Genomic DNA, 22,734 nt, shown 5'->3' with positions numbered 1-22,734 from the left:
CCGCGCCGCCGTCTCGCGGGCCGAAGAACGGCCGCCGCCGCGATAGTCGCGCAGGCCGTATTTGGTGTCGTAGGTATAATCGGCATGACCCGGCCGGTATTGGCGGGCGATCTCGCCATAGTCCTTGGAGCGCTGGTCGACGTTCTCGATCAGCATCGACACCGGCGTGCCGGTGGTGATCATGGTCTCGCCGTCGTCATCCAGGATGAAGCCGGACAGGATCTTGACCTCGTCGGGTTCGCGACGCTGCGTCACAAAACGCGATTGACCCGGGCGGCGCTTGTCGAGTTCGGCCTGGACCTCGGCGCGCGTGAAGCGGATGCCGGGCGGACAGCCGTCGACGACGCAGCCGAGCGCTGGGCCATGGCTTTCGCCCCAGGTGGTGACACGGAAAAGATGGCCAAACGTATTGTGAGACATGAGAACCAGCCCTGCCGGCACCGAGCCGGCTTAGCGCATGACCCCGAAAATCGGAGCGATTTTCGGGAAGGATCATGCGCAAAAACAAAAGTGCCACAGCGTCGTTTCTGCGTTAGGACGCGCGGCGCCGTAGCTGCGTTCTATTGGCGTTTTCCGCAGCGGTCAAACTGTGATCTGGCGGATTTAGTTTTGACACATTCGGTTGGTTTCTGCTTCCCTCGACCCGTCTGTTGAACACCGTCTGTTGAACACCCGCCGCCACCGAGCCGGCGCAATGATAAGAGGACGATGATGCGTATCCCGATCGGCGCCGTTGCCGCCATGTTGCTGATTTCCACCGCCGCCTTCGCCGGCCAGACCGAAGGCCTGATCAAAGAGATCGACAAGGAGACGTTGACGCTGACACTCGACGACGGCAAATCCTACAAGCTGAACGCCGAAACCGATCTCGAAGCGCTGAAACCCGGCATGGACATCGTGATCGCCTACGACGAGACAAACGGCGAGAACATCATCACCGACATGCAATTGCCGGATAGCGATTCAACCGAATAGACTCATTCAGTCTGGACGGTGCTGGCTATTCTCGCGAGCAACGCGACCAGTTCGCGATGGGTCTCGGTTCCTGGCGATTCAGCAAGTGACTCGCAAGTCACCCGCGAAAGCTTCAACTCTGCGCCCGATCAAACCCGGCAAGCCGGTCTTGCCTCGGCTTGCGGCGTTCGGCTGGACTTAGCCTCTCACGGGTTGAAGCCGCTAAATTCGGACGGCAGGACTGCATTCTCACCAATTTCTAACCTGAATCTCTCGTATCCTTAATAGCGCGTCCTCTATGGTTGCTCCGTGCTGAAACGGCGTCGCGGCAATGTTGCGCCGATCTGCGCGAGCCATCCTGCACGGTGGCCTTCTCTGCCGCGAAGGGGGTATTCTTGAATCCGATCGGTTTCGGGTTCTCAACGCCGATGGACACCGATGGGCATCAGGTCTCGCATTCTTGTATTTCAGCTCATTGTCGTGGGGGCAGTCGTGATTATGGCGGCTATCGTCTACATCACCATTCGCTCGACAACCTACTACACACAGCGCGTGCAATGGGCCAACAACCAACTGGAAGCCGTCACCGCGCTTACGGTCAACGCCAACCGATATTCCGAGCAGATCGCCGAGTTCCTGTTGATTGGCGAGCCGGAGCGTCCCGACTACGAGAGCGCCCGCGCCGAGCTTGAGGCAGGATTCGAAAAGCTCGCGCAGCTGACCAGGGGAGAAGCCGAGTTTCTCGGGCGCAGCAGCGAACAGGAGGACAGCGGTGACGAGATCTTCCGCATCACGCGGATGCGCACGCTCTACGGAGAAATCGCCAAAGCCACGTCGGACGCAATCAATCTTCGCAACCAGGGGCGCCAGGAGGACGCGGTCAGGATTTTTCGCCGGGACATCGAGAATCGTTTCGACGCCGAGTTCGAAAACATCCTGGAAGCCGCGCGGCGCGACGAAGAGGAGGAGGTTGTGCGAACCGAACTGCAGGCAGAAGCACTGTGGCGACGCCTGACCTGGATGACGGCCGCGCTTGCATTGGCTGCTGTGGTTCTCTGCTTTGTCGCTGCTTTCCTTCTCGCCCGATCATTGATGCGCCCGATCAGCCTGCTGACCGAAGGCACAGAGGCGATCAGTCGTGGTGATCTCGACCACCGGATCGCCTTTGATGGCCGCGACGAACTTGGTGCGCTCGCCAGGCGGTTCAACGAAATGGCCACGCATCAGCAAGACCAGCGCGACCGGCTGCTCAATGCCAAAGCAGAACTCGAGCAGCAAGTTGCCACACGGACCGCCGAGCTTGCCGCGGCCAACCAGCGGTTGACGGAGCTCGACCGGTTGCGCGTCCAGTTCCTCGCCGACATCAGCCATGAACTGCGCACTCCACTGACGGCGCTTCGCGGTGAAGCGGAAATTCCGCTGCGCCATGGTTCAAAGCCAGAGGCAGTGTACCGCGATGCGCTCGAACGGATTGTCACTCAGAGCCTGGAGATGGGACGCCTCGTCGACGATCTGGTTTTTCTTTCTCGTTCGGAAACCGATACAATACGCTTCGAGCCCCGCCGAACGGACCTCGTTACCATCGTCGCCGATGCGGTCCATGAGGGCGAAATCCTGGGGCGCGCCAAGGGCATCTCGATCAAGGCGGCCTACAGCACCCGTCCGGTCTGGATCACTGCCGACGCGCAACGGCTCAAACAGGCTCTCGTGATAATTCTGGACAATGCCATAAAATATTCTCCGCGCGATCGCTCGGTGAACTTGAGCATGACCGTTATGGACGGGCATGCGGAGATTGCGATACGCGACAAGGGTTTGGGCATTCCAGCCGAGGAAATACCCAAGGTGTTCGAGCGATTTTACCGTGGCCGAAGCCCAAAGGCGTCGCGCCAACTTGGCAGTGGCCTCGGTCTGGCGATCGCGAAATGGCTCATCGAAAAGCATCGTGGCGAGATTGCGCTCACGAGCGAGGTCGGGTCTTTTACTGAGGTCGTGGTCCGGCTTCCACACGCTGACGCAACCGCGTCTGCGGATGCGAATGCAGGTGCCGCCGTGGTCGTTTTGAAAAAGAGGCTGCGTGCAAAAACCGGCTCGGAATAAAGAACGACCTCCTTCGTTTCATGGATTACGATTGTTGAGGCGGGAGCTTGGCGGAATGACCGCGCCCACCGCGAGGCGGGGAATTCTCTCACTCCCCGCAATACGACCTGGGGAGAAGGTGGTGTAAATGTCAAGGATTCTGCTGGTAGAGGACGACGATCGCATCGTCGGCTTCATCAAGCGAGGGCTCGAAGCCGAGGGTTACGTTGTCGACGTGACCGACAGTGGCGGGGATGTGCTGGCGATGGTGCGGGAGACGCCATATGCGCTGATCGTTCTCGACCGAATGCTTCCAGGAATCGACGGCCTCGAAGTATGTCGCATGCTGCGGCGCGAGCAGCACCAGCATCTTGTCCTGATGCTCACGGCCAGAGACAGCCTGCAGGACAAGGTCGAAGGGCTGAAGGGGGGCGCCGACGACTACCTGACCAAACCTTTCGCCTTCGACGAGCTGATCGCGCGCATGGAGGCGCTGCTTCGCCGCGGCTCCAGCACCGGCACGGACCCAGTCCTCAGAGTTGGCGATCTGGCGCTTGATCCGGTCGGCAAGAAGGTCTGGCGCGGCGAACGCGAGATCAGCCTTACGGCTAAGGAATTCAGGCTTCTCGCGTATCTGATGTCGCACTCCGGCGCTGTGATCAGCAGAACCCGGCTGCTCAACAATATTTGGGATCTGAGCTTCGACCCGGAAACGAAGGTGGTCGATGTCTACATCCGCTACCTTCGCAGCAAGATCGAAAGCGTGGACGAAAAGCCGCTCATAAAAACCGTGCGGGGCTTCGGCTACGTGATATCGGCTTGAAGCCAGCGGTCACCTTCGTTTTCAGGAAATAGGCAGTTCTCTCACCAAGCTCTAACCTGATGCTTGCCATAGTCTAATCCTGGCCTTGCCGAAATCTAGCCGGACTCCCACGCTGGTTTAGCCGCCGTGGTCATATGCTGCCATATGAAGATACCGACCCACCCCGAATGCGTGCGGAGGCGGCTGACTTCGCCTGGTCCTCATGAAACCGGAAACTTCGACGTGATTGAGACTGATCAATTCGGAAAGCAGCTTGTTGCATTTCTTCCGAACCTGCGCCGCTTTGCGATTTCCCTTTGCCGTTCCCGCGATCTTGCCGACGATCTGGTGCAAGCGGCTTGCGAACGCGCGCTTGCCAACACCGAGCGCTTTGAACCTGGAACCCGTCTTGATGCGTGGTTGTTCCGGATCCTGCGAAATTTGTGGATTGACCACATCAGAAGGCAGCGCACGGCCGGCCCGCAGGAGGACATTGAGCAACGGCAGGACCTCGTCGGCGCCTGTGGCGAGCGAGATGTCGAAGCACGCTTTACACTGAACAGCGTTGCCCAGGCGATCACCGACCTGCCGGACGAACAGCGCGAAATCATTCTCCTGGTCTGCGTCGAGGACCTTTCCTACAGGGAGGCGTCCGGCGTTCTCGGGATTCCGATCGGAACGGTGATGAGCCGGCTGGCGCGCGCCAGAAAGAATCTCGCCGAGGCAGTCGGAATAAATCCTGGCTTGCCACGTTCACCGGTCATGAAGGGCGAGAACAGAAATGATAAGATGCGAGTTTGCTGACGAAACGCTCATGGCCTTTGCAGACGGCGAACTTGACGACGCGACTGCCGCAGCCATCGAGAAAGCCATGCAACCGGAAATCGCCAACCGGGTCGCCCTGTTCCTGGAAACCCGCATTCAGGTCAAAGAGGCACTGACGCCGGTTCTCGATGAACCCGTTCCCGACCGACTCAGCCAGTCCGTGCAGCGAATGATCGACGAGGCCAGGCGGCGCAGCGTTCCATCGCACGCCGGCGAGGCCGCGCGTGTCGTTGCCTTCAGGGCGAGGCACAATCAGGCAATGCCGCGCCCCCAGGCATCCTGGATCATGCCGCTGGCTGCTTCGCTGGTTGCAGTCGCTTTTGGGTTCGGCGGATATTTTTTTGGGCTTGCCATCCAAAACCAGCCGCATGGACTTGAGGTGGCAGGGCAGGACAGCCCTCTTTCAGAGGCGCTCGGGCAGGTGGCGTCCGGCGAAGAAACCGTGCTGACAGGCTCCACCGACAGGATCCGTGCCGTAGCCACGTTTCGCGATGGAACCGGTTCCTTGTGCCGCGAATTTGAAATCGATTCCGCCAACCGCTCGACCGTCATATCCGTGGCGTGCCACTCGGATGATGGTTGGGCGGTGAATTTTGCCGTCGTTGCGCCCGCACGCGATGGCGGATATGCACCGGCCTCGTCTACGGAAGCGCTCGATTCCTATCTCGCGGCAACCGGAGCGCATGAGCCTCTGTCACGGGAAGACGAGGCGGCGGCATTGAGATCGTTGGGCCAGTAGAAGGCGGGCCCGTGGGCATGCTTTTGGGCGACATGCATTAGAGCCAGTCCAGGCTCCGGCCCTCCAGCCTGAGCAAGCGATCGTGCGGCACATTCAGCCTGGCGGCTTCTTTCTCGGGCATTCCCAGCACCATGCGGAACAGGACGCGCACGACGCCGCCATGCGTCACGCAGACCGTCCGGCGATCCAGCGCGTCGAACCACGGCTTTACCCGTTCGAGCAGCATTTGATAGCTTTCGGCGCCCTCGCCGGGCGGCAGGAAATTCCACTTGTCGAGGCGCCTCTCCCTGGCCGAGCCGAGATGCCGGGCCTCGAGTTCGGGAAAGGTGAAACCCTGCCAGTCGCCGAAACTCATTTCGACAAGGCGGGGATCGGTGCGGTAAGCCCTGGGATCGAGCCCCATCGCCATGCGAATGCGTTCCATGGTCTCACGCGTTCGCCGCATCGGGCTGGCGACAAAATCGAAATCTTCGGGATTATGAACCAATTCGGCCAGCCGATGGCCATTGCCGGTCGCCTGCTCGCGGCCGAGCGGGTTGAGATCGGTGTCGGCCTGTCCTTGCAGCCGGGACTCGGCGTTCCACACCGTCTGGCCATGGCGCGCGATGTAGACGAGCGGATACATCAGGTCATCCGGAGAGCGGCCGAGAGCAGGCGGGAGGGTATATTCCAGGCGGGTCTATTCCTTGACGGTCGAAATATCAGGCGCGTCGACCGCCTTCATGCCGACGACATGGTAGCCGGAATCGACATGGTGGATCTCGCCGGTGACGCCGCGTGAAAGGTTTGAAAGGAAATAGACCGCTGAATCGCCGACCTCCTCTTGCGTCACCGTCTGCTTTAGCGGCGAATTGTATTCGTTCCACTTCAGGATGTAGCGAAAATCGCCGATGCCGGAGGCTGCCAGCGTCTTGATCGGACCGGCGGAGATGGCGTTGACGCGGATTTTCTTGGCGCCGAGGTCGACGGCCAGATAGCGCACGCTGGCTTCGAGCGCTGCCTTGGCAACACCCATGACGTTGTAGTGCGGCATCACTTTTTCCGCACCGTAATAAGTCAACGTCAGCAGCGAGCCGCCATCGGTCATCAGCGCCTCGGCGCGCTTGGCGATGGTGGTGAAGGAAAACACCGAGATGTCCATCGTGCGCAGGAAATTGTCGCGCGTCGTCTCGACATAGCGGCCTGTCAGTTCGTCCTTGTCGGAAAAGGCGATGGCGTGGACGAGGAAATCGAGCTTGCCCCAACGCTTGGCGATGTCGTCGAAGACCGCATCGAGCGTTGTCGGATCGGTCACATCGCAATGGCCGGCGACATGGGCGTTGAGTTCCGCCGCCAGCGGCTCGACGCGCTTCTTGAACGCCTCGCCCTGGTAGGTCAGCGCGATCTCGGCGCCATGGTCGACGCAGGCCTTGGCGATGCCATAGGCGATCGACCGATTGTTCGCGACGCCCAGGACAAGCCCGCGCTTGCCGGCCATAATGCCTTGTCCACCCGCCATGTGAGCGCTCTCCGCAAGATTTGCTGCTTCGTGAGTGGCTATCGCACAGGCACAGAGCCCCTTCAAGCGCTCAAAACGGACAGTGCCCGCCCGGCTGACCTTCCGACCTGGATGCCATGCAGCAGTTCTGCGAGCCTGGTTGTGCGTCGAAGCGGTCACTCGATCCTAAAACGAGGCGCATCTGCCGGCGCCGACGCCAATAGGTCGCGAACAAGTTTCCTCGTCATGAATTCACCGGCATCTTTCGCATCCGAGATGTCCATGGCGAACGCTCCCGGACCGCCGATCACGCTGGAGCGGAAATATTGCGCAAGTTCCGCATCCTGCCCCAGGACCAATCCGTTGATCGTAAAACCTTGCGCCAGCGCCGCGTCTCGCGAGGATTCTGTTCCGCCCTCGAAATTGTCGGTTCCGTTGGCGCAGATGTTCATGACCGCGCGCTGCGTCGCGTGCGGCGATGACGCCAACAGGAGCGAAGCAAGGGCGATCGCCTCCGACATGTCTGTCAGACGATCGTGCATCGCTGCGGGATCAGCGTTGCCGTCCTGCTCCATATCGCCGCCTCCGTAATGGGTTCGGTCGATGAGCGTCACCGAAGCGAGCGCCTGAGACACGCGCGCGGCGTCCTCGGCCGAGTCGATGACGGTCCAGGGCACCAACAGGTCGAACTTGCCATCGCTTGACCATGTAAAGACGGCGAACCCGATCCGACGCCGCGGGCCGGCGGTGGCGGCGCGCAGGAAGTCGGGGTGGACGAGCGCCCGCACGAGCCCGGTTTGCTGGAGCCATTCCTCATATCGGCCGATCGAGTCCGAGACGTCGATTGCTGTGACGACATTGGCGTCGGTGCCCGGCACGACCGCGTTGGCCGCTGGCGAAGCGCCGCACAGGAAGACCATCAGTGGCAGGGCGAGGTGAAGGGCGCGCCAGCGGCAAGGTTTCGCCGGCATGGCAGGCTTCGACTTCACACCCTGGTGTTCTGAACGACGCCGGAACCAGCGCGTTGGAACGGACGGAAACAGGTGCGACAGCATTGGCTCCTCCCGGAATGATCCCGGGGGTAACGGGCCGGAGCCAAACTTATTCCTCCCGTTCGCGCGGCCGTTTCCGCAATTCGGTTATGTCCGCTTTGAGAATGGCAGGCCCGGATCCATTGCGTGAAGATCCGCATCACGCCCCAGCCCGCGATAGAGGATGAACGCACAGCAACAGGCGACGGCAATCGACAGCATCTCGCCGCCGTCTTCCGCGTAGCCAACGAGCTTCGAGCCCGTCAGGAAGTGCAGCATGTCAACCACCACGGCAAAACCCACAAGACACGCGAACAGCAGCAAAAACACCGATCCAAGGGCTTGTTGCCTCGGTCTGCTTTGCCAGAATGACCACAACAGCGGCGCCAGCAGGCCGAGCGCGACCGCCGACCAGGTGATGATTTCCCCGGTGTCGCGAGCCCGCATGCCCGGCAGCGAAACGAGGTCGAATGTCGCTGCCAGCAGCAGGCCGCCGCGCTCATGGAAACGGGTGGCGTCGTCGAGTGTCACAAAACTGAAAATCAGCGACCAGGCAAGAAACATATGCTCCCTGGTTCGAAGCCAGATGCCGAACAGAAACAGGGCGCAAAGCGCGGCCTGCCCGTAGTTGAACATCTCGGGCAGCGATCCATCCCTGCTGATGTTGAGACGCGCAGGCAGATCGTAGTGTGAAATTCCGACAGATCGAAGCGCCTCGATCGCGAAGGGAACGGTGATGACGAGGATATTCAGGCATATTACTATCAGCGCGAAAACCCTGCTGAACCTGTCGTTTCGATACATCGCCCGGATTTCCCCGAACGCACTTTCCAAACTCGATAACGCATGACCCAGCAATCCGACGCGCTCCTTCGTAGCTCTTCGTTTGACGGACAATTTCGTTAGTCGACCAAGAGGTCAAGATTGGGGCAGGACGTGCTTCTGGACCGCCCGTCGACGTTCAGCCCGCCCGGCTGAGTTCGGTCCGGCATGGTCTGGAAAACGGGGCGGCCGCGGGTTTATTCCGCCCGAGCAAAAGAAAACGCTCTCGGCGACGAGCGATTGACCCGCCTGGCGCAAGCCGGCCACGTTGCGGGCGGGCGTTCGCCATCGAGCGATGTCGCGGAATGCGGCTGAGCCCTGCAGTCGAACAAGACGGACAGGTGAGAGACAGGAGCGTTTGCGGCGCAGCGCGGCTTTGACGCGCCAAGCTAACGTTTGCGGTTGCGCATCAACGCTTCGAGATCGCTGTCGCCACCCTCAGGCAGCATCAGCCGCACATGCGCGTAGAGATCGCCGTGACCGCCGACTTTTTCCGGCAGGCCCCTGCCCTTCAGCCGCAGAACCTTGTCCGAGCTCGACCAGGCGGGGACATTGACTGCAACCTTGCCGGTCGGCGTTTCGACCGCCACCTTGGCACCGAGCACGGCATCCGCCAGCGCAATCGGCAGGTCGGCGTGGAGGTCGCGGCCTTCGACACGGTAGCGCGGATGCCGCCGGAAGCGGATCTTGACCAGCGCATCGCCCGGTTGCCCCGGCCCTTGCTCGCCCTGGCCTTTCAGCCGGATGGTCTGGCCGTCTTCGACATAGGCTGGCAGCTTGACTGCGACCTTGCGCCCGTCGGGGAACATCGCCGTTACCTTCTCGGCAGTCGCCGCTTCTTCGATGGTGATGTCGAGCGTCACGTTCAGGTCGGCGCCGGTCGGCGCCTGCCGGCCGGCACCCATGCCGGCGCCGCGCGAGAAGGTCTCGCCGAAAATCTGGCTGAAGATGTCGCTGCTGCCGTCGAACGGATCGCCGCTCGGACGGCCTGAGCGAAACTCGAAACGCGAGCCGCCCGGCCCTTGCTGCCGGCGAAAACCGGCGAACGGATCGGCGCCGCCGGCGGCGCCCTCGAAGCCTTGAAAGCGCGGCTTGCCCTCGGCGTCGATTTCGCCACGATCGAAAGCCGCACGGTTCTTCTCGTCGCCGACGATCTCGTAGGCCTGGTTGGCCGCGGCAAACCGCTCCTTCGCCCTGGGATCCGGATTCTGGTCCGGATGATACTCCTTGGCAAGTTTGCGGTATGCCGATTTTATATCCTTGGCCGATGCGTTCTTGGCAACGCCCAGCACCTCATAGGGGTCGCGCATGCTTCCTGCCCTGGAGAAGGAGTGAGTCCATGATTGCCATCTATATGCGCTCGCATAGGAAGAAATTCCAGTAGCTTACGGTCATATGATGGCGGAAAATCAGAGCGCTTTGAAGTCCTGCATCCGCCAGGCGCCGGCGCCGGCCAGGCACACCTCGCCCTTGAACAGGGCGACGCCGTCGAAGCTTTCGCGTGAGGCGGTGAAGCGGCGGCAAAGCTGACCGTTGTCCCTGGACTCCGCCAGTTCGGTGATCGAGCCGCGCGAACCGGTATCGGAATTCGCCCAGGGAACGGCCTGCCCGCCAAGTTCCTGGATATCGGCTGAAGACACCGCGTTGCGGATCGTCGCCTGGTCCGAGGCGCGATCCTGGTCGATCGGCATGGCAGAGGCAGGCGTGCTGCTGGTCAGGATCGTACGGTCGACCTCCGCCTGCTCCAAACTGAAGCCGCCGGCACCGCAGGCGGCAAGCGGCAAGGCGACCAGCACGATCGCGGCCGCCTTGACCGCACCTTGCGCATTGGCCGAAGCAATAAGGCGCCATTGCCTGCTGTCAAAAAGTTGCGCGATGCGCGACAATCGGCAATCTCCCCCGGCCGGCAATAGAATTTGGAAAAACTATGAGCGAAACTGAGTTAACAAGCGGTGACTTTGCCGAGGCTGCCGAGCCATTCCGCCTGTTTGCCGCATGGCTCGACGATGCGACGAAGAGCGAGATCAACGATCCCAACAGCGTGGCGCTGGCGACCGTCGATGCCGAGGGCATGCCGAATGTGCGGATGGTGCTGCTCAAGGGGTTCGATGAAAGCGGATTTGTGTTCTACACGAATTTCGAGAGCGCCAAAGGCCGCGAGATTCTTGGCAGCATGAAGGCGGCGATGTGCTTTCACTGGAAATCGCTGCGCCGGCAGGTGCGTGCACGGGGGCCGGTGGAGATCGTTACCGAGGCGGAAGCGGACGCGTATTACGCGACACGTCCGCGCGGCAGCCGCATCGGGGCATGGGCGTCGAAACAGTCGCGGCCGCTGGAGAGCCGCTTCGCACTGGAAAAAGCCGTTGCCGAATACACGGCGCGCCATGCGATCGGCGAGATCCCACGACCCAAACACTGGTCGGGTTTTCGCATCGTGCCGCAGACGATCGAGTTCTGGCACGACCGGCCTTTCCGGCTGCACGATCGCATTGTCTTCTCGCGCAACCCTGAGGGCGGCTGGGACAAGACAAGGCTTTATCCCTGAGCGGCTGGTCCCTTAAGCGACTTCATCAAGGAGCCTGGGCAATCCTCGCGAGACGATCTGCTGATCGACGTGAACGGCGGCCTTGCGATTTTCGGCTTCGATATACGTGAAGATGTCGTCACGATCGCAGAGCGCAAGCCGTGCCTAGCCTCAAGACTCACCTGCCTCGGCCTTGCGAAGCGCTGCCGCCCGCCGTCCAGCAAAATGGGATTCGGCGTCAGCGTCTTCAACGTCCGGCCGGGTATCCTCGAGCGCCTGCAGAACTTTCGCCCGGAACCAGGCATCGTGGGCGTCACTGTTGCTGACGAGTTCGAGCGGCAAGGCGCCCTCATTGGCGGTGCGCGTCAACAAGATGCGGACGGCATCGGAAACCGTGAGCCCCATGTTTTCCAGAACCGCCGTGGCGCGTTCCTTCACCTCAGCGTCGATTCGGGTCTGGACCAGTGCGGTCGATACCATGGCAGACAATGTAATGCATTTGCATGACATGTGCCAGGCTCTTGGTCGGCGCGTCTAGTTCCTCTGCACAGTGGTTTTGACAGGTTGGGCCGATCGGCAGCGACCGTCGACAATTCCTCTCAGCCAATTTCAGTGGCAAATCGCAAACCTCTAGGATTGGCTGAAACATCCCTCCCTTCGTCATCCCAGGGCAAAGCAAGGAGCGAAGCGACGCGGCGCAGACCCTGGGATGACGAAGACGTGGTGGGAACTAATAGCCCAGCTATCCCTTCTTCCTGGTCATGAACGCCATCAAGGCGGCGCGGGCCTCGTCGGATTTGAGCCGCGCGCGAAAATGCTCGCTTTCCTGGCTGATGCGGTCAACGAGGTCTTCACGCGAGCCGCGCATCAGGTCGCGCGCGATCTTCAGTGCCTGCGGCGGCTTGGCAGCAACCTGCCCGGCAGCGGCAAGCACGGCGGCTTCGAGTTCGTTCTCCTCGACCACTGCGTAGATCAGTCCGGCGGCTTTCGCCCGCTCGGCCGAAAAGCCTTCGCCGAGGCCAAGCAGCGCGAAGGCGCCTTGCCGGCCCAGAATCTGCGGCGCAAGCAGGCTCGACCCCGCCTCGGGGACCAGGCCGAGATCGACGAAGGGCGTGCGGAATAGTGTGCGCGGCGTGGCGAAGGTCAGGTCGCAGTGCAGGTTGAGCGTTGTGCCGATGCCGACCGCAATGCCGTCGACGCCGGAGATCATCGGCTTTTCCGTCCTGGCCAGCGCCATCAGGAAATCCCAGACTTCGGTGCCGCCCTCGCCGCCGGTGGCGACGACCATGAAATCGGCAAGGTCATTGCCCGACGAGAAGGCGCCTGGAACACCGAGGAAGACATGGACGCGGATCGCCGGATCGGCGTCGCCCTCGGCAAGGGCTTTGGACATTGTTGCATACATGGCCCGCGTCAAGGCGTTCTTCTTGTCCGGACGGTTGATGCGGATGATCTGGATGGCGCCCTGGCGCTCGACGAGGATGTGGTCTGTCACGGGTGATCCTTTGTGAACGTCGTGAAACGTCGACCTGGTGGCTGTCAGGCAGAAATCAGCGTCTGGCCGGCAGCGGCAAGGCTCTCGGCGCCGCCGATGACACGCTCCTTCAGCGCGCCCGCCTCGCCAAGCAGGTTTTCGGCGTAAAAACGGCAAACGGCGATGCGGCTTGGGTCGGCAAGCGCGCCGCGCGCCAGATAGGCGCCGCCCGCCGCCAGCGAGATCAGCCGCAGATACGGCGTCGCGCCGGCCAGCGCCGCGTCCGAGCGGCCGTCGGCGAGCAGCCCTTGCAGGAAGCGCGTCGCCTGGCTGAGATCGTCGAGCGCCTGGTCGAGGCCATCGGCGGTGCGGCCAAAACCTTGAAGGTTCGAGGTCCGCGCTTGATTGGCGACGGCTTTCAGTTCGGCGATGTAGCCATGCACATGCTCGCCGCCGCCAAGCGGCAGCTTGCGCGCCACCAGGTCTATCGCCTGGATGCCGTTGGTGCCTTCGTAGATCGGCGCGATGCGCGCGTCGCGATAAAGTGCTGCCGCACCGGTCTCCTCGATGTATCCCATGCCGCCATGAACCTGCAGCCCGAGCGAGGCGACCTCGACGCCTACATCGGTGGAAAAGGCCTTGGCCAGCGGCGTCAGCAGATTGGCGCGCTCCTGCCAATGGATGGCTTCATCGCCGACGGATACGCGCGCGTGGTCAATGGCGTGCGCGCAGCAATAGCTGATGGCGCGCGCAATCTGGGTCAGCGCCTTCATGGTCAGAAGATTGCGCTGCACGTCGGGGTGATGGACGATCGGCGCCATGCCGCTGCCATCATAGCTCGCGGCCTTGCCTTGCCGGCGGTCATTGGCGTAGGCGAGCGCCTTCTGCGTGGCCGTTTCGGCGACCGCAACACCCTGCATGCCGACGGCGAGCCGCGCATTGTTCATCATGGTGAACATGCAGGCGAGGCCCTTGTTTTCCTCGCCGATCAGCCAGCCGATCGCGCCGGGGGCGGTCCCTTCGAAACCGTCACCATAGATCATGGTGCAGGTCGGCGAGGCGTGGATGCCCAATTTGTGCTCCAGCCCGGAGCAGAAGACGTCGTTGCGTGCGCCAGGCGCGCCGTCGTCGCCGACAAGGAATTTCGGCACCAGGAACAGCGAAAGGCCGCGCGTGCCGGCCGGCGCGTCGGGCAGCCGCGCCAGCACCAGATGGATGATGTTGTCGGTAAGATCGTGCTCGCCATAGGTGATGAAAATCTTCTGGCCGAAGATGCGGTAGGTGCCGTTGCCGGCCGGCTCGGCGCGGGTGCGCAAGGCATTCAGATCCGAGCCGGCCTGCGGCTCGGTCAGGTTCATCGTGCCCATCCATTCGCCTGAGACGAGCTTTTCCAGGTATTTGGCCTTCAGCGCCGGTGAGGCATGCTTGTCGAGCGCTTCGACCGCCCCCATGGTCAGCGTCGGGCCGATGCCGAAGGCCATGGCGGCGGAGTTCCACATTTCGAGCGCGGCGACGCCCAGCATGGTCGGCAGCGCCTGGCCGCCGAATTCCTCCGGCGCTGACAGCGCGTTCCAGCCGCCGTCGATCCAGCGGTGATAAAGTTCCCTCCAGCCGGGCGGCATGGTGACGGCAGCGCCGCTCAGCACCGCGCCTTGTTCATCGCCGATCTTGTAGAGCGGCGCGACCTCTTCGCTGGCAAAGCGGCCGGCTTCCGCCAGAATGGCGTCGACGAGGTCTTCGCCAAGGTCGCCAAAGGTGCCGGCGTCAAGCGCCGGCTTCAAGCCAGCCACATGCTTCAGCGTGAAGGCGATTTCCTCGACTGGTGCCCGGTACATGCCGCTCGCTCCTCCTCTGTCCGGCAAGCCAACTTAAGATCCGTGCCGACACAAGACCATCCGCTTTTGGGTCGCCTCTCCATGTTCTTTTTACGTAAACGTCAAATTTTGTCACGCAGATTTTGCAATTGGAATTGTTCACGCTAAAATCGGCAAAAAGCCGGACAAGTCGACCGGCGACCGATCAAGAATACCGTAGGGGACCGCCCGTGCTCGCCAGACCTGACGCCTATCGCTGCACCGAATGCGGCCTGCGCTATCGAGCGGCAGGTTTTTGGCACCATCGGGGGAAGATCGAGGACGGCGCCGCCTATTGGTCGGATCGCGGCATCCTGTGTTCGCCGCAATGCTCGCTGGCCCATCACCGCAAGCGCCAGGCTGAGGGAACGCTGCCGCAAGCGCCGGCGCCCGACCCGTTCCACCCGCTCGCCCTGCGTTGATGACCAGCAAAGCCATCCCCGGCACGATTGCGGCGGCCGCCGCTGGCCGCCGAAAGCATTTCCTTAACCATGGCGGTTCAGGATCAGGCTTTGGCCAGCAAGGATCTGCTGTTTGAAGCCGCCGGCGCACCCTCTTCGCCGCCCAGGACTCCTCGCCGTCGCGACGGCAATGGCGTTGGCGCCGGCACAAGCCTCGGACTTCTCCGCGCCCTGGAAGAATGCCGACCGGGCGCTGGTGATCGACGCCTACGAATACAATCCCATCGACTGGACCGAGCTTGCCACCGACAAGCGCATCGTCGGCTTCATCAACAAGGCGTCCGACGGGATGCCACCAGCGTATTTCTGTTTCGGCGACGAGACCGCGACGCGGCTCTGCAAGGCGCTGTGGAAGCGCCATGCGGTGGCACAGGAACTGTTCCAGACGCGCAAGGTGGTGGCCAAGGCGCTCGGCCTGAAATGGGGTGCTTACCATCTCGCCCGCCCGGGCAACCCCGTGGGACAGGCCAATAATTTCATCAATTTCGCGAAACCTGGTCCGGACGACCTGCTCGCCCTCGACATCGAGGATGACGACCCGACGAAATGGATGTCGCTCGAGGATGCAGAGGAGTTCGTGCGCCATGTGCATCGGCGGATTGGCCGTTTTCCGGTGCTCTACACCAACGGCAAGACCGCCAAGCACATCGCCGACAACAAGTACAAATACCGGCTGCTGTCGCGGCTGCCGCTCTGGTATGCGCGCTACAAGCCCGACATCGGCGTGCATTTTCCGATGGGCAACTGGCAAGGCTACGCACTCTGGCAGTTTTCGGCAAAAGCCAATTGCGGCCGGTTCCGCTGCCCCTATCGGGTGGCTGGCACGCCGAACGACATCGATGTCAATGTCGCACCGATGGATGCCGCCGCCCTGCGCGCGCAATGGCCGTTCGGCGGCCTGATCGACGCGCAGCCGGATTACCTCGCCTCGATACCGCTGCCTCTCTCGCGGGCGGCCGGCCTTGCCGGCAATGTCACCCTTACCTATGCGACCGTGGCGCCGCCGCCGAGCTTCACCGAAATGGTCGCCATGTTCAGCGCGGGCTGGTCCAAGTTCCGCGGCAGCTTGCAAATGCCTGCCGTAGGGACAGCGCTGCGTCTTCCGCGCCGGATCGCCGACTATCTGGGGTGGCTGCGAAAGGAAAAACCCTCCGCATCGGCCGTTGAAGCCGCGCCCACCGATCCGGTCAGCACTGCGTCGACCGAGTTGGATCGTCGCCCCCGCTAATCTTGCCCCCGCTAATCTTGTACGTCAGCGCGCCTGCTCGCGGGCCACGGCCTGCCAGCCGATGTCGCGGCGGCAAAAACCTTGCGGCCAATCGATCCGGTCGAGCACGGCGTAGGCACGTCGCTGCGCCTCGCCGACCGTGCCGCCGGTCGCCGTGACAGCGAGCACACGGCCGCCATTGGCGACCAGCGCGCCGCTGTCGATGGCGGTGCCGGCATGAAAGATCTCGACGCCTTCGCCCGCGGCCTGTTCGACGCCGCGGATGACCGAGCCCTTTTCCGGGGTGCCGGGGTAACCCCTTGCCGCCATCACCACGGTGAGCGCCGCCTCGTTGCGCCAGCGCACTGAGGTATGTGCAAGCTGGCCGTCGGCGGCAGCGTTGAGCAGGACCAGGAGATCGTCCTTCAGCCGCATCATCAGCACCTGGCATTCCGGATCGCCGAAACGGGTGTTGTATTCGATCAGCTTCGGCCCATCGCCTGATATCATCAGCCCGGCAAACAGCACGCCGGAAAACGGCGCGCCAAGCTCGGCCATGCCGCGCATGGTCGGCTCGATGATCTCGCGCATGGTGCGGTCGGTCATCTCCGGGGTCATCACCGGGGCCGGCGAATAGGCCCCCATGCCGCCGGTGTTCGGACCGACGTCGCCGTCACCGAGGCGCTTGTGGTCCTGCGCGGTGCCGAACGGCAGCGCGGTGACGCCGTCGCACAGGCAAAAGAAGCTCGCCTCCTCGCCGGTGAGAAACTCCTCGACCACCACCTCCGCGCCGGCCTGTCCGAAGGACCCGTCGAAACAGGCATCGAGCGCTGCCAGCGCCTCGGCCAAATTCATGGCGACGGTAACGCCCTTGCCGGCGGCGAGGCCGTCGGCCTTGATGACGATCGGCGCGCCCATCTTTTCGACATGGGCCCTGGCCGACGCCAGATCGCCGAAGCGGCCATAGGCGGCGGTCGGGATGTCGTATTTCGCACAGAGATCCTTGGTGAAACCCTTAGAACCTTCCAGCCGCGCCGCCGCCCTGGACGGGCCGAAGACGCGAATGTTTTCAGCGCGGAGGTCGTCGGCAATGCCGGCGACCAGCGGCCCTTCCGGCCCGACCACGACGAGGTCGATCTTTTTCTCCGTGCAGAACCGGGCCACTGCCGCATGATCGGCAATGTCGAGCGTCACCAGTTCGGCTTCGCGGCCGATGCCGGGGTTGCCGGGCGCCGCGTAGAGCTTGGTCAGCAGCGGCGAGGCCGCGATCTTCCAGGCCAAAGCATGTTCGCGGCCGCCGGAGCCGATCAACAATACGCGCATGCCCAGGTCCCTTGCCATTCCACGATCAGGACTGCGCTATTGCGCCCCGTACGATGGGTCAAGACATTTGGAAGACTTTGAGCGCAATTCCACACGGGAACGGGGAATGGTTCGGCCCGCTTGACGCTTGACGGCGTTCGCCGCTGCTGCCACTTCAGCACGATGGAACCCATCCAGTCGAAAGCAGCCCAGGGCCGCGTCGCCGATGCGCCGAGCGGCCACTGGGTCTACCGCATTCTGCCACGCTGGCTGTGGCCCCATGCGCAGCTTGCCCGGTGGGACCGGCCGATCGGCTGGCAGTTGCTGCTGTGGCCGTGCTGGTGGTCGGCAGCCCTTGCCGCGAGTGCCTATCCACGCCCTACTGATCCCCTGCTCTCGCTGCTGCCGGCGCCATGGTATCTCGTGCTGTTCCTGATCGGCGCCGTCGCCATGCGCGGCGCCGGCTGCACCTACAACGATCTGGTCGACCAGGACATCGACAACCAGGTGGAACGCACGCGCTCGCGGCCGCTGCCGGCGGGAAAGATCACGCGCCGGCAGGCTTGGGCGTTTCTCGTGATCCAGGCACTGATTGGACTCGCCGTGCTTCTGCAGTTCAACAGCTTTGCCGTCCTGCTCGGCATCTGCTCGCTCGCCGTCGTCGCCATCTACCCGTTCATGAAGCGATTTACCAATTGGCCGCAACTGGTTCTCGGCCTTGCCTTTTCCTGGGGTGCGCTGATGGGATGGGCGGTCGAGTTCGGCGATCTCGATGGCCCGGCCGTCATGCTCTATATCGGGTCGATCCTGTGGGTGATCGGCTACGACACGATCTATGCGCATCAGGACAAGGAAGACGACGCCATCGTCGGCGTGCGCTCGACCGCACGCCTGTTCGGCGACAACACCAAGACCTGGCTCGTCGGGTTTTATGGTGGAGCGCTGGTCTGCTTCGCCGTCGCCTTCGCGGCGGCGCAGGCGCCGGTGCCGGCGCTGGCCGGGCTGGTCGCGGCCGGCGCCCATATGGCGCGGCAGATCACCGTGCTCGACATCGACGATCCCGACCAGTGCATGCTTCTGTTCAGGTCGAACAACCAGGTCGGCTGGCTGGTCTTCCTCGGCCTGATCGGCGGTGCGTTGTGGGTGGCGCTGAAGCCGCTGGTGTAGCGGCTTTTTTCCTTCTCCCCTTGTGGGAGAAGGTGGATCGGCGCGTAGCGCCGAGACGGTTGAGCGTGTGTTGGACGGAGTGCAGTTGGTCCCAAGCTGGAACACCCCTCATTCGGCCGCGGAGCCTGTCCTCGGGCTTGCCGGAGGCAAGACCCGTGGGTGGCCACCTTCTCCCGCAAGGGGAGAAGGGAAAGCGCTCGCTCTATTCGTCGCGCGAAATAATTTCCTGGCCGCCGATCACCAGCCTGAGGCCGAGGGCGCCGGCCCTGCGGCGGGCGAGGAAGCGCGGACGACGCATGGTCGAAAGCCGACCCCTGCGACGGTCCTGCGCGGGTAATGTCTTGATGGCGACGCCAAGCGATTCCTCCAGGGTGCGGGCGATGCCGTCGGATTCGATCAGAAGCATCGGCAGACGGTAGGCATCGGCCCAGGCGCGCCAGTCGGCGGCGACATCCTCGAGATCGTCGGCCACCAGCAGCGGCACCGAAAGCATCGGATCATTGTGCAGAAGCTCCAGCGTCACCGTGACATTGCCGTCCGGGTCCTCCATTGCGCGGGCTGCCACGCCACGAAACGCATTGGCGGGCAGAGCGATGAACGCCGGCAGGCCGCTCATCTCCAGCACGCGGCGAATGACGGCGCCACGATGGTCGATGGTGAAGGTAACGTCGCCATAGTCGTCGCGCGTCGCGTAGCTCACCACCTGCGGCAGGCGGAGTGGGTCGAGGCGCATATTGCGCCCAGCCCAGACTGGCTTCAGTCCAGTGTTCATATCGTGCCTTTCCTGTCTCTCCTGAGAGCCGGTCTTCCGGTTCTCCGGGCCGGTTTTTCCAGCCTCGTTGTGGGGAAACATTAGCGCGGGCTTCTTATCGCAGCGCTTAAGAAAGTCGGTTAAATTTTGCTGATCTCGAGGCGATGGTTATCGGAATGCAACCATTCACAAGTCGGCGAAAGGATCAGATAACCTTACCGGGATTCATGATCCCGGCCGGGTCGAAGGCCGTCTTCACCCTGCGCATCAGCTCGATCGCCATCGGCGGCGCCGTCGCGATCAATTCATCCCGCTTCAGCTGGCCAATGCCGTGCTCGGCCGAGATCGAGCCGTGAAGGCTGCGCACGACATCGTGCACGGCCTTGTTCATGGCATGATAGAGCCCGAGAAACGCTTCGTCATCGCCGCCGATCGGCCGGGAGATGTTGTAGTGGAGATTGCCGTCGCCCATGTGGCCGAAACACACCTCGCGCGCACCGGGGCTGACCGATTGAACGGCGCCGGCTGCCTTTTCGATGAATTGCGGGATGGCCGCCACCGGCACGGAGATGTCGTGCTTGATCGAGGCGCCTTCGGGCTTCTGCGCCTCGGGCAGCAGCTCGCGGAAACTCCAGAAGGCATCGCCCTGCGCGATGCTCGCCGCAATCACCGCATCGCCGACGATCTCCTGCTCGAGGCCGGCTGAGAGCACCTCCTCGATGAGGGCCCTCGCATCCTCAGCCGAGCGACCCGAAGAGATCTGCATCAGCACATACCATGGCCAATCGCCGGACAGCGGCCGCACGACGCCTGGCGCGTGCAGCAGCGTAAAATCGTAGGGCCTCTGGCCGATCAGCTCGAAAGCAGTGAGTGCGGCACCGGCGCGATCCATCGCCAGGCTGAACAGGGACAGTGCCGCCTCAGGTGACGACAGGCCGGCAAAGGCCACCTCGCGCCCCTTGGGCTTTGGGAAAAGCTTGAGCACGGCGGCGGTGATGACGCCGAGCGTGCCTTCCGCACCGATGAACAGGTTTTTTAGATCGTAACCGGTGTTGTCCTTCTTCAGCTTGCGCAGATCGTCGAACACCTCGCCGGTCGGCAGCACCACCTCGACGCCGAGGCACAGCTCACGCGCATTGCCATAGGCGAGAACGCCGGTGCCGCCGGCATTGGAAGAGAGATTGCCGCCGATCTGGCAGGAGCCTTGCGCGGCAAGCGACAGCGGAAACAGCCGGTCGGCGGCATCGGCCGCTTCCTGCAGCGTCTGCAGGATGACTCCGGCCTCGACGGTGACCGTGTTGGACAGGACGTCGATCTCGCGGATGCGGTTCAGCCGCGACAGCGACAGCACGATCTGGCGGCCGGACGTGTCCGGCACCTGCGCGCCGACCAGCCCGGTGTTGCCGCTTTGCGGCACGACCGGCGTTCCCGTCTCGGTTGCCAGCTGCATGATGCGGCTGACCTCGTCGACGCTGCCGGGCCTCAGCACCAGCGCCGTCCGGCCATGCCACAGGCCGCGCCTCTCCGTGAGGTAAGGCGCGATATCCTGCTGGTCGCGAAGCGCATATTTGTCGCCGACGATTGCCGCAAAGCGGTCGATGATGGCGGGGTCGATATCCCTTGAGATGTCGTTCATGGATGGGAAACTATGGTGCTCCATCGATCTTGTCACGAGGGGCGGCGGCGCGCGAAAGCCGGTCGTTGATCGCCTCGCCCAGCCCGTCGGAGGGGATCGGCTCGACGGCGATTGTCTTGGCGCCGCTGCGATCGAGATCCTGCATATGGGCAAAGAGGTTGGCCGCGGCCTCGCGCAGGTCGCCGGTTGCGGACAGGTTGCGCAAGGCGGCGGCGCCTTGCCAGCCTTCGGCACGGCGGGGGCCGAACGCCAGCAAGGCTTCGCCCTTTGCGACTTTTGCGGCGTTGACCCGCACCGCAGCACCCGGCGCGTAATGCGAGGCGAGCATGCCCGGCGCCTCGATGCCCGCCGCGCCGCGCCGCAGCTTCATGCCAGCGGCCGCTTCGATCTCTTCGGCGGCAATGCCGCCCGGCCGCAGCAGCCGCAGCTTTCCGCCCTCTATCTTCACGATTGTCGATTCGACCCCGACCGACGTCGCGCCGCCATCGACCACCAGCTTGATTTTTGGACCGAGATCGGCGGCCACGGCCTCGACCGTCGTTGCGCTGATCCTGCCTGAGGAATTGGCGCTGGGCGCTGCAAGCGGGCGTCCGAGCCTGGCGATCAGTTGGCCGCCAAAGCCTTTCGGCATGCGCAGCGCGACCGTATCGAGCCCGGCGGTGACCAGCGGATGAATGCCGTTGCCGGGCCGCTGCGGCAGCACCAGCGTCAGCGGTCCCGGCCAGAATGTCTGCGCCAGCCTTTTCGACACGGGATCGAACAGCGCGATGCGCTCAGCCATCGCCAGATCGGCGACATGGGCAATCAGCGGATTGAAGCGCGGCCGGCCCTTCACCTCGAAGATGCGCGCCACGCCAACGCCATTGGTGGCGTCGGCGGCCAGCCCGTAGACGGTTTCGGTCGGAATGGCGACGACATCGCCGCCTTCGAGCAGCGCCAGCGCCCGCTCCATCGCCTCGCCGCCGGCAAGTATCTCAGCCACTCTCATCACCTCACAGATGTGGGTGCGTAATACGGCGACGTTCACGGGGCAAGTCCGGCGGAAGCGAATTGCCAATCGCTAAAATGCTGGCCTTCCTGGCAAGCCCGCATCAATTTCCGGACGCTATGGTGCCGGCTTGTTGGGCAAGGGGAACTATCATGGTCTGGGTGCGTATTTTGGGGGCGCTTGGCCTCACTCTGGCGGCGGGCACAGCACAGGCTTCGTCCTTCGTTGTTCCTGGTGCACCATCCTCGACGCCGTCCGTCATCAGCCTCGGTGCGCCTGAACCGGCGAAGGTGGCTGGCAACTCCTCGACGCCATCGATCGTGGCGCTCGGCGAACCAGTGCCCGATGTCACCTATGAAAAAGTTTCTGCGATCCCGAGCCAGCCCGCGCCCAAGCATGATTTCACGCAAAGCCCGATGATCATTCGCGGCGGCATCGTCGGTGACGCCTTCACAAAGCCGGCGCCCAGCCCCGCACCTGCTGCGGCAACTGCTGCCGCAGCGCCCGGGGCAGCCACAAAATCCGACAAAAAAACAACGGCGACGAACAGCCCGCCTGAGCCCGCAGCGCCGCAACCAACGCCCATCCCCGAGATCGACCAGGCCAGATAGAAGTTCGCGGGACGCTCGCCTGAACTGCCAA

24 protein-coding genes and 1 pseudogene are annotated in these 22,734 nt (G+C 63.0%); 10 read left to right on the top strand and 15 right to left on the bottom strand.

Annotation, left to right across the window (positions count from 1 at the left end):
- Positions 1-420 (bottom strand): chorismate synthase (locus AC0L2V_RS16680; RefSeq protein WP_473520626.1); only part of this gene is annotated, 420 nt, incomplete at its 3' end.
- A 291-nt stretch (positions 421-711) separates the two neighbouring features.
- Between AC0L2V_RS16680 and AC0L2V_RS16675 the strand changes: the two genes are divergently transcribed.
- From AC0L2V_RS16675 to AC0L2V_RS16655, 5 genes are all read left to right on the top strand, one after another.
- Positions 712-975 (top strand): DUF1344 domain-containing protein, encoded by a 264-nt coding sequence (locus tag AC0L2V_RS16675; protein WP_031254973.1) that lies wholly within the window; start codon positions 712-714, stop codon positions 973-975.
- Positions 976-1,452: 477 nt separating this feature from the next.
- Positions 1,453-3,054, top strand: coding sequence for a sensor histidine kinase (locus tag AC0L2V_RS16670; RefSeq protein WP_473520625.1), 1,602 nt, complete (start codon positions 1,453-1,455; stop codon positions 3,052-3,054).
- A 127-nt stretch (positions 3,055-3,181) separates the two neighbouring features.
- Positions 3,182-3,856: a response regulator transcription factor gene (locus AC0L2V_RS16665; RefSeq protein ID WP_473520624.1), complete on the top strand. Its 675-nt coding sequence runs from the start codon at positions 3,182-3,184 to the stop codon at positions 3,854-3,856.
- Positions 3,857-4,078: 222 nt separating this feature from the next.
- Positions 4,079-4,639: an RNA polymerase sigma factor gene (locus tag AC0L2V_RS16660; protein ID WP_473520623.1), complete on the top strand. Its 561-nt coding sequence runs from the start codon at positions 4,079-4,081 to the stop codon at positions 4,637-4,639.
- A 10-nt stretch (positions 4,640-4,649) separates the two neighbouring features.
- Positions 4,650-5,399: an anti-sigma factor family protein gene (locus AC0L2V_RS16655; RefSeq protein ID WP_473508716.1), complete on the top strand. Its 750-nt coding sequence runs from the start codon at positions 4,650-4,652 to the stop codon at positions 5,397-5,399.
- A gap of 37 nt (positions 5,400-5,436) precedes the next feature.
- Here AC0L2V_RS16655 and AC0L2V_RS16650 read toward each other — a convergent pair whose 3' ends face one another.
- From AC0L2V_RS16650 to AC0L2V_RS16625, 6 genes are all read right to left on the bottom strand, one after another.
- Positions 5,437-6,024 (bottom strand): histidine phosphatase family protein, encoded by a 588-nt coding sequence (locus tag AC0L2V_RS16650; RefSeq protein WP_473520622.1) that lies wholly within the window; start codon positions 6,022-6,024, stop codon positions 5,437-5,439.
- A gap of 54 nt (positions 6,025-6,078) precedes the next feature.
- The gene (gene fabI, locus AC0L2V_RS16645) at positions 6,079-6,897 is read right to left on the bottom strand and encodes an enoyl-ACP reductase FabI (RefSeq protein WP_128179857.1); all 819 of its coding nucleotides are present in this window, start codon (positions 6,895-6,897) and stop codon (positions 6,079-6,081) included.
- 155 nt (positions 6,898-7,052) lie between these two features.
- Positions 7,053-7,931 carry a DUF1194 domain-containing protein gene (locus tag AC0L2V_RS16640; protein ID WP_473520621.1) on the bottom strand — a complete coding sequence of 293 codons (879 nt, stop codon included), beginning with the start codon at positions 7,929-7,931 and terminating at the stop codon, positions 7,053-7,055.
- Between the two features lie 84 nt (positions 7,932-8,015).
- Complete coding sequence (locus AC0L2V_RS16635; protein WP_473520620.1) at positions 8,016-8,471, bottom strand: hypothetical protein; 456 nt, start codon at positions 8,469-8,471, stop codon at positions 8,016-8,018.
- 647 nt (positions 8,472-9,118) lie between these two features.
- The gene (locus tag AC0L2V_RS16630) at positions 9,119-10,039 is read right to left on the bottom strand and encodes a DnaJ C-terminal domain-containing protein (protein ID WP_091596020.1); all 921 of its coding nucleotides are present in this window, start codon (positions 10,037-10,039) and stop codon (positions 9,119-9,121) included.
- A gap of 99 nt (positions 10,040-10,138) precedes the next feature.
- Entirely contained in the window at positions 10,139-10,615 is a 477-nt protein-coding gene (locus tag AC0L2V_RS16625) for an RT0821/Lpp0805 family surface protein (protein ID WP_473508721.1), read from the bottom strand.
- Positions 10,616-10,656: 41 nt separating this feature from the next.
- On the opposite strand from AC0L2V_RS16625, the gene pdxH reads away from it, so the two are divergent.
- Positions 10,657-11,274, top strand: a complete 618-nt coding sequence (gene pdxH / locus AC0L2V_RS16620; protein WP_473508722.1) for a pyridoxamine 5'-phosphate oxidase — start codon at positions 10,657-10,659, stop codon at positions 11,272-11,274.
- 24 nt (positions 11,275-11,298) lie between these two features.
- On the opposite strand, the pseudogene AC0L2V_RS16615 reads toward pdxH, so the two are convergent.
- The 4 genes and pseudogenes from AC0L2V_RS16615 to AC0L2V_RS16600 form a co-directional block, all read right to left on the bottom strand.
- Positions 11,299-11,388, bottom strand: a pseudogene (locus tag AC0L2V_RS16615) (type II toxin-antitoxin system mRNA interferase toxin, RelE/StbE family); the annotation flags it as partial.
- Between the two features lie 36 nt (positions 11,389-11,424).
- Entirely contained in the window at positions 11,425-11,733 is a 309-nt protein-coding gene (locus tag AC0L2V_RS16610) for a type II toxin-antitoxin system RelB/DinJ family antitoxin (protein ID WP_473520619.1), read from the bottom strand.
- Between the two features lie 262 nt (positions 11,734-11,995).
- Positions 11,996-12,748, bottom strand: a complete 753-nt coding sequence (locus AC0L2V_RS16605; RefSeq protein ID WP_473520618.1) for a crotonase/enoyl-CoA hydratase family protein — start codon at positions 12,746-12,748, stop codon at positions 11,996-11,998.
- Positions 12,749-12,792: 44 nt separating this feature from the next.
- Positions 12,793-14,562 carry an acyl-CoA dehydrogenase gene (locus AC0L2V_RS16600; protein WP_473520617.1) on the bottom strand — a complete coding sequence of 590 codons (1,770 nt, stop codon included), beginning with the start codon at positions 14,560-14,562 and terminating at the stop codon, positions 12,793-12,795.
- A gap of 209 nt (positions 14,563-14,771) precedes the next feature.
- On the opposite strand from AC0L2V_RS16600, the gene AC0L2V_RS16595 reads away from it, so the two are divergent.
- Together AC0L2V_RS16595 and AC0L2V_RS16590 are read left to right on the top strand one after the other, a co-directional pair.
- Positions 14,772-15,002 (top strand): hypothetical protein, encoded by a 231-nt coding sequence (locus AC0L2V_RS16595; RefSeq protein ID WP_473520616.1) that lies wholly within the window; start codon positions 14,772-14,774, stop codon positions 15,000-15,002.
- A 169-nt stretch (positions 15,003-15,171) separates the two neighbouring features.
- Positions 15,172-16,269, top strand: coding sequence for a glycoside hydrolase family 25 protein (locus tag AC0L2V_RS16590; protein ID WP_473520615.1), 1,098 nt, complete (start codon positions 15,172-15,174; stop codon positions 16,267-16,269).
- Positions 16,270-16,293: 24 nt separating this feature from the next.
- Here the strand turns inward: AC0L2V_RS16590 and purD are convergent, their stop codons facing one another.
- A complete protein-coding gene (gene purD, locus AC0L2V_RS16585; RefSeq protein ID WP_473520614.1) occupies positions 16,294-17,571 on the bottom strand; it encodes a phosphoribosylamine--glycine ligase in 1,278 nt (425 codons plus the stop codon).
- Between the two features lie 162 nt (positions 17,572-17,733).
- On the opposite strand from purD, the gene ubiA reads away from it, so the two are divergent.
- Positions 17,734-18,717, top strand: a complete 984-nt coding sequence (ubiA, locus tag AC0L2V_RS16580) for a 4-hydroxybenzoate octaprenyltransferase (RefSeq protein WP_473520633.1) — start codon at positions 17,734-17,736, stop codon at positions 18,715-18,717.
- Between the two features lie 202 nt (positions 18,718-18,919).
- On the opposite strand, the gene AC0L2V_RS16575 is transcribed toward ubiA, so the two are convergent.
- The 3 genes from AC0L2V_RS16575 to AC0L2V_RS16565 all read right to left on the bottom strand — a co-directional run bounded on the left by AC0L2V_RS16575 (position 18,920) and on the right by AC0L2V_RS16565 (position 22,086).
- Positions 18,920-19,489 carry a DUF6101 family protein gene (locus AC0L2V_RS16575; protein WP_023799370.1) on the bottom strand — a complete coding sequence of 190 codons (570 nt, stop codon included), beginning with the start codon at positions 19,487-19,489 and terminating at the stop codon, positions 18,920-18,922.
- Between the two features lie 184 nt (positions 19,490-19,673).
- The gene (locus tag AC0L2V_RS16570) at positions 19,674-21,104 is read right to left on the bottom strand and encodes an FAD-binding oxidoreductase (RefSeq protein WP_473520613.1); all 1,431 of its coding nucleotides are present in this window, start codon (positions 21,102-21,104) and stop codon (positions 19,674-19,676) included.
- 10 nt (positions 21,105-21,114) lie between these two features.
- Positions 21,115-22,086 carry an L-threonylcarbamoyladenylate synthase gene (locus AC0L2V_RS16565; protein ID WP_473520612.1) on the bottom strand — a complete coding sequence of 324 codons (972 nt, stop codon included), beginning with the start codon at positions 22,084-22,086 and terminating at the stop codon, positions 21,115-21,117.
- An 83-nt stretch (positions 22,087-22,169) separates the two neighbouring features.
- Between AC0L2V_RS16565 and AC0L2V_RS16560 the strand changes: the two genes are divergently transcribed.
- A complete protein-coding gene (locus tag AC0L2V_RS16560; protein WP_473520611.1) occupies positions 22,170-22,703 on the top strand; it encodes a hypothetical protein in 534 nt (177 codons plus the stop codon).
- Positions 22,704-22,734: the final 31 nt, after the last annotated feature.

This window comes from Mesorhizobium sp. WSM4814 (genome assembly GCF_055811595.1).
Note: the sequence above shows the minus strand (reverse complement) of the source record. Positions and strands in the feature narration are given on the sequence as shown.

Bases quoted from the DNA above. Each gene is read 5' to 3' on its own strand.
- AC0L2V_RS16675 (WP_031254973.1), top strand. From the start codon at position 712: ATGCGTATCCCGATCGGCGCCGTTGCCGCCATGTTGCTGATTTCCACC.
- AC0L2V_RS16670 (WP_473520625.1), top strand. From the start codon at position 1,453: ATGGCGGCTATCGTCTACATCACCATTCGCTCGACAACCTACTACACA.
- AC0L2V_RS16665 (WP_473520624.1), top strand. From the start codon at position 3,182: ATGTCAAGGATTCTGCTGGTAGAGGACGACGATCGCATCGTCGGCTTC.
- AC0L2V_RS16655 (WP_473508716.1), top strand. From the start codon at position 4,650: ATGGCCTTTGCAGACGGCGAACTTGACGACGCGACTGCCGCAGCCATC.
- AC0L2V_RS16650 (WP_473520622.1), bottom strand. From the start codon at position 6,024: ATGTATCCGCTCGTCTACATCGCGCGCCATGGCCAGACGGTGTGGAAC.
- fabI (WP_128179857.1), bottom strand. From the start codon at position 6,897: ATGGCGGGTGGACAAGGCATTATGGCCGGCAAGCGCGGGCTTGTCCTG.
- AC0L2V_RS16640 (WP_473520621.1), bottom strand. From the start codon at position 7,931: ATGCTGTCGCACCTGTTTCCGTCCGTTCCAACGCGCTGGTTCCGGCGT.
- AC0L2V_RS16635 (WP_473520620.1), bottom strand. From the start codon at position 8,471: ATGTTTCTTGCCTGGTCGCTGATTTTCAGTTTTGTGACACTCGACGAC.
- AC0L2V_RS16630 (WP_091596020.1), bottom strand. From the start codon at position 10,039: ATGCGCGACCCCTATGAGGTGCTGGGCGTTGCCAAGAACGCATCGGCC.
- pdxH (WP_473508722.1), top strand. From the start codon at position 10,657: ATGAGCGAAACTGAGTTAACAAGCGGTGACTTTGCCGAGGCTGCCGAG.
- AC0L2V_RS16610 (WP_473520619.1), bottom strand. From the start codon at position 11,733: ATGGTATCGACCGCACTGGTCCAGACCCGAATCGACGCTGAGGTGAAG.
- AC0L2V_RS16600 (WP_473520617.1), bottom strand. From the start codon at position 14,562: ATGTACCGGGCACCAGTCGAGGAAATCGCCTTCACGCTGAAGCATGTG.
- AC0L2V_RS16590 (WP_473520615.1), top strand. From the start codon at position 15,172: ATGGCGTTGGCGCCGGCACAAGCCTCGGACTTCTCCGCGCCCTGGAAG.
- purD (WP_473520614.1), bottom strand. From the start codon at position 17,571: ATGCGCGTATTGTTGATCGGCTCCGGCGGCCGCGAACATGCTTTGGCC.
- ubiA (WP_473520633.1), top strand. From the start codon at position 17,734: ATGGAACCCATCCAGTCGAAAGCAGCCCAGGGCCGCGTCGCCGATGCG.
- AC0L2V_RS16575 (WP_023799370.1), bottom strand. From the start codon at position 19,489: ATGAACACTGGACTGAAGCCAGTCTGGGCTGGGCGCAATATGCGCCTC.
- AC0L2V_RS16570 (WP_473520613.1), bottom strand. From the start codon at position 21,104: ATGAACGACATCTCAAGGGATATCGACCCCGCCATCATCGACCGCTTT.
- AC0L2V_RS16560 (WP_473520611.1), top strand. From the start codon at position 22,170: ATGCTGGCCTTCCTGGCAAGCCCGCATCAATTTCCGGACGCTATGGTG.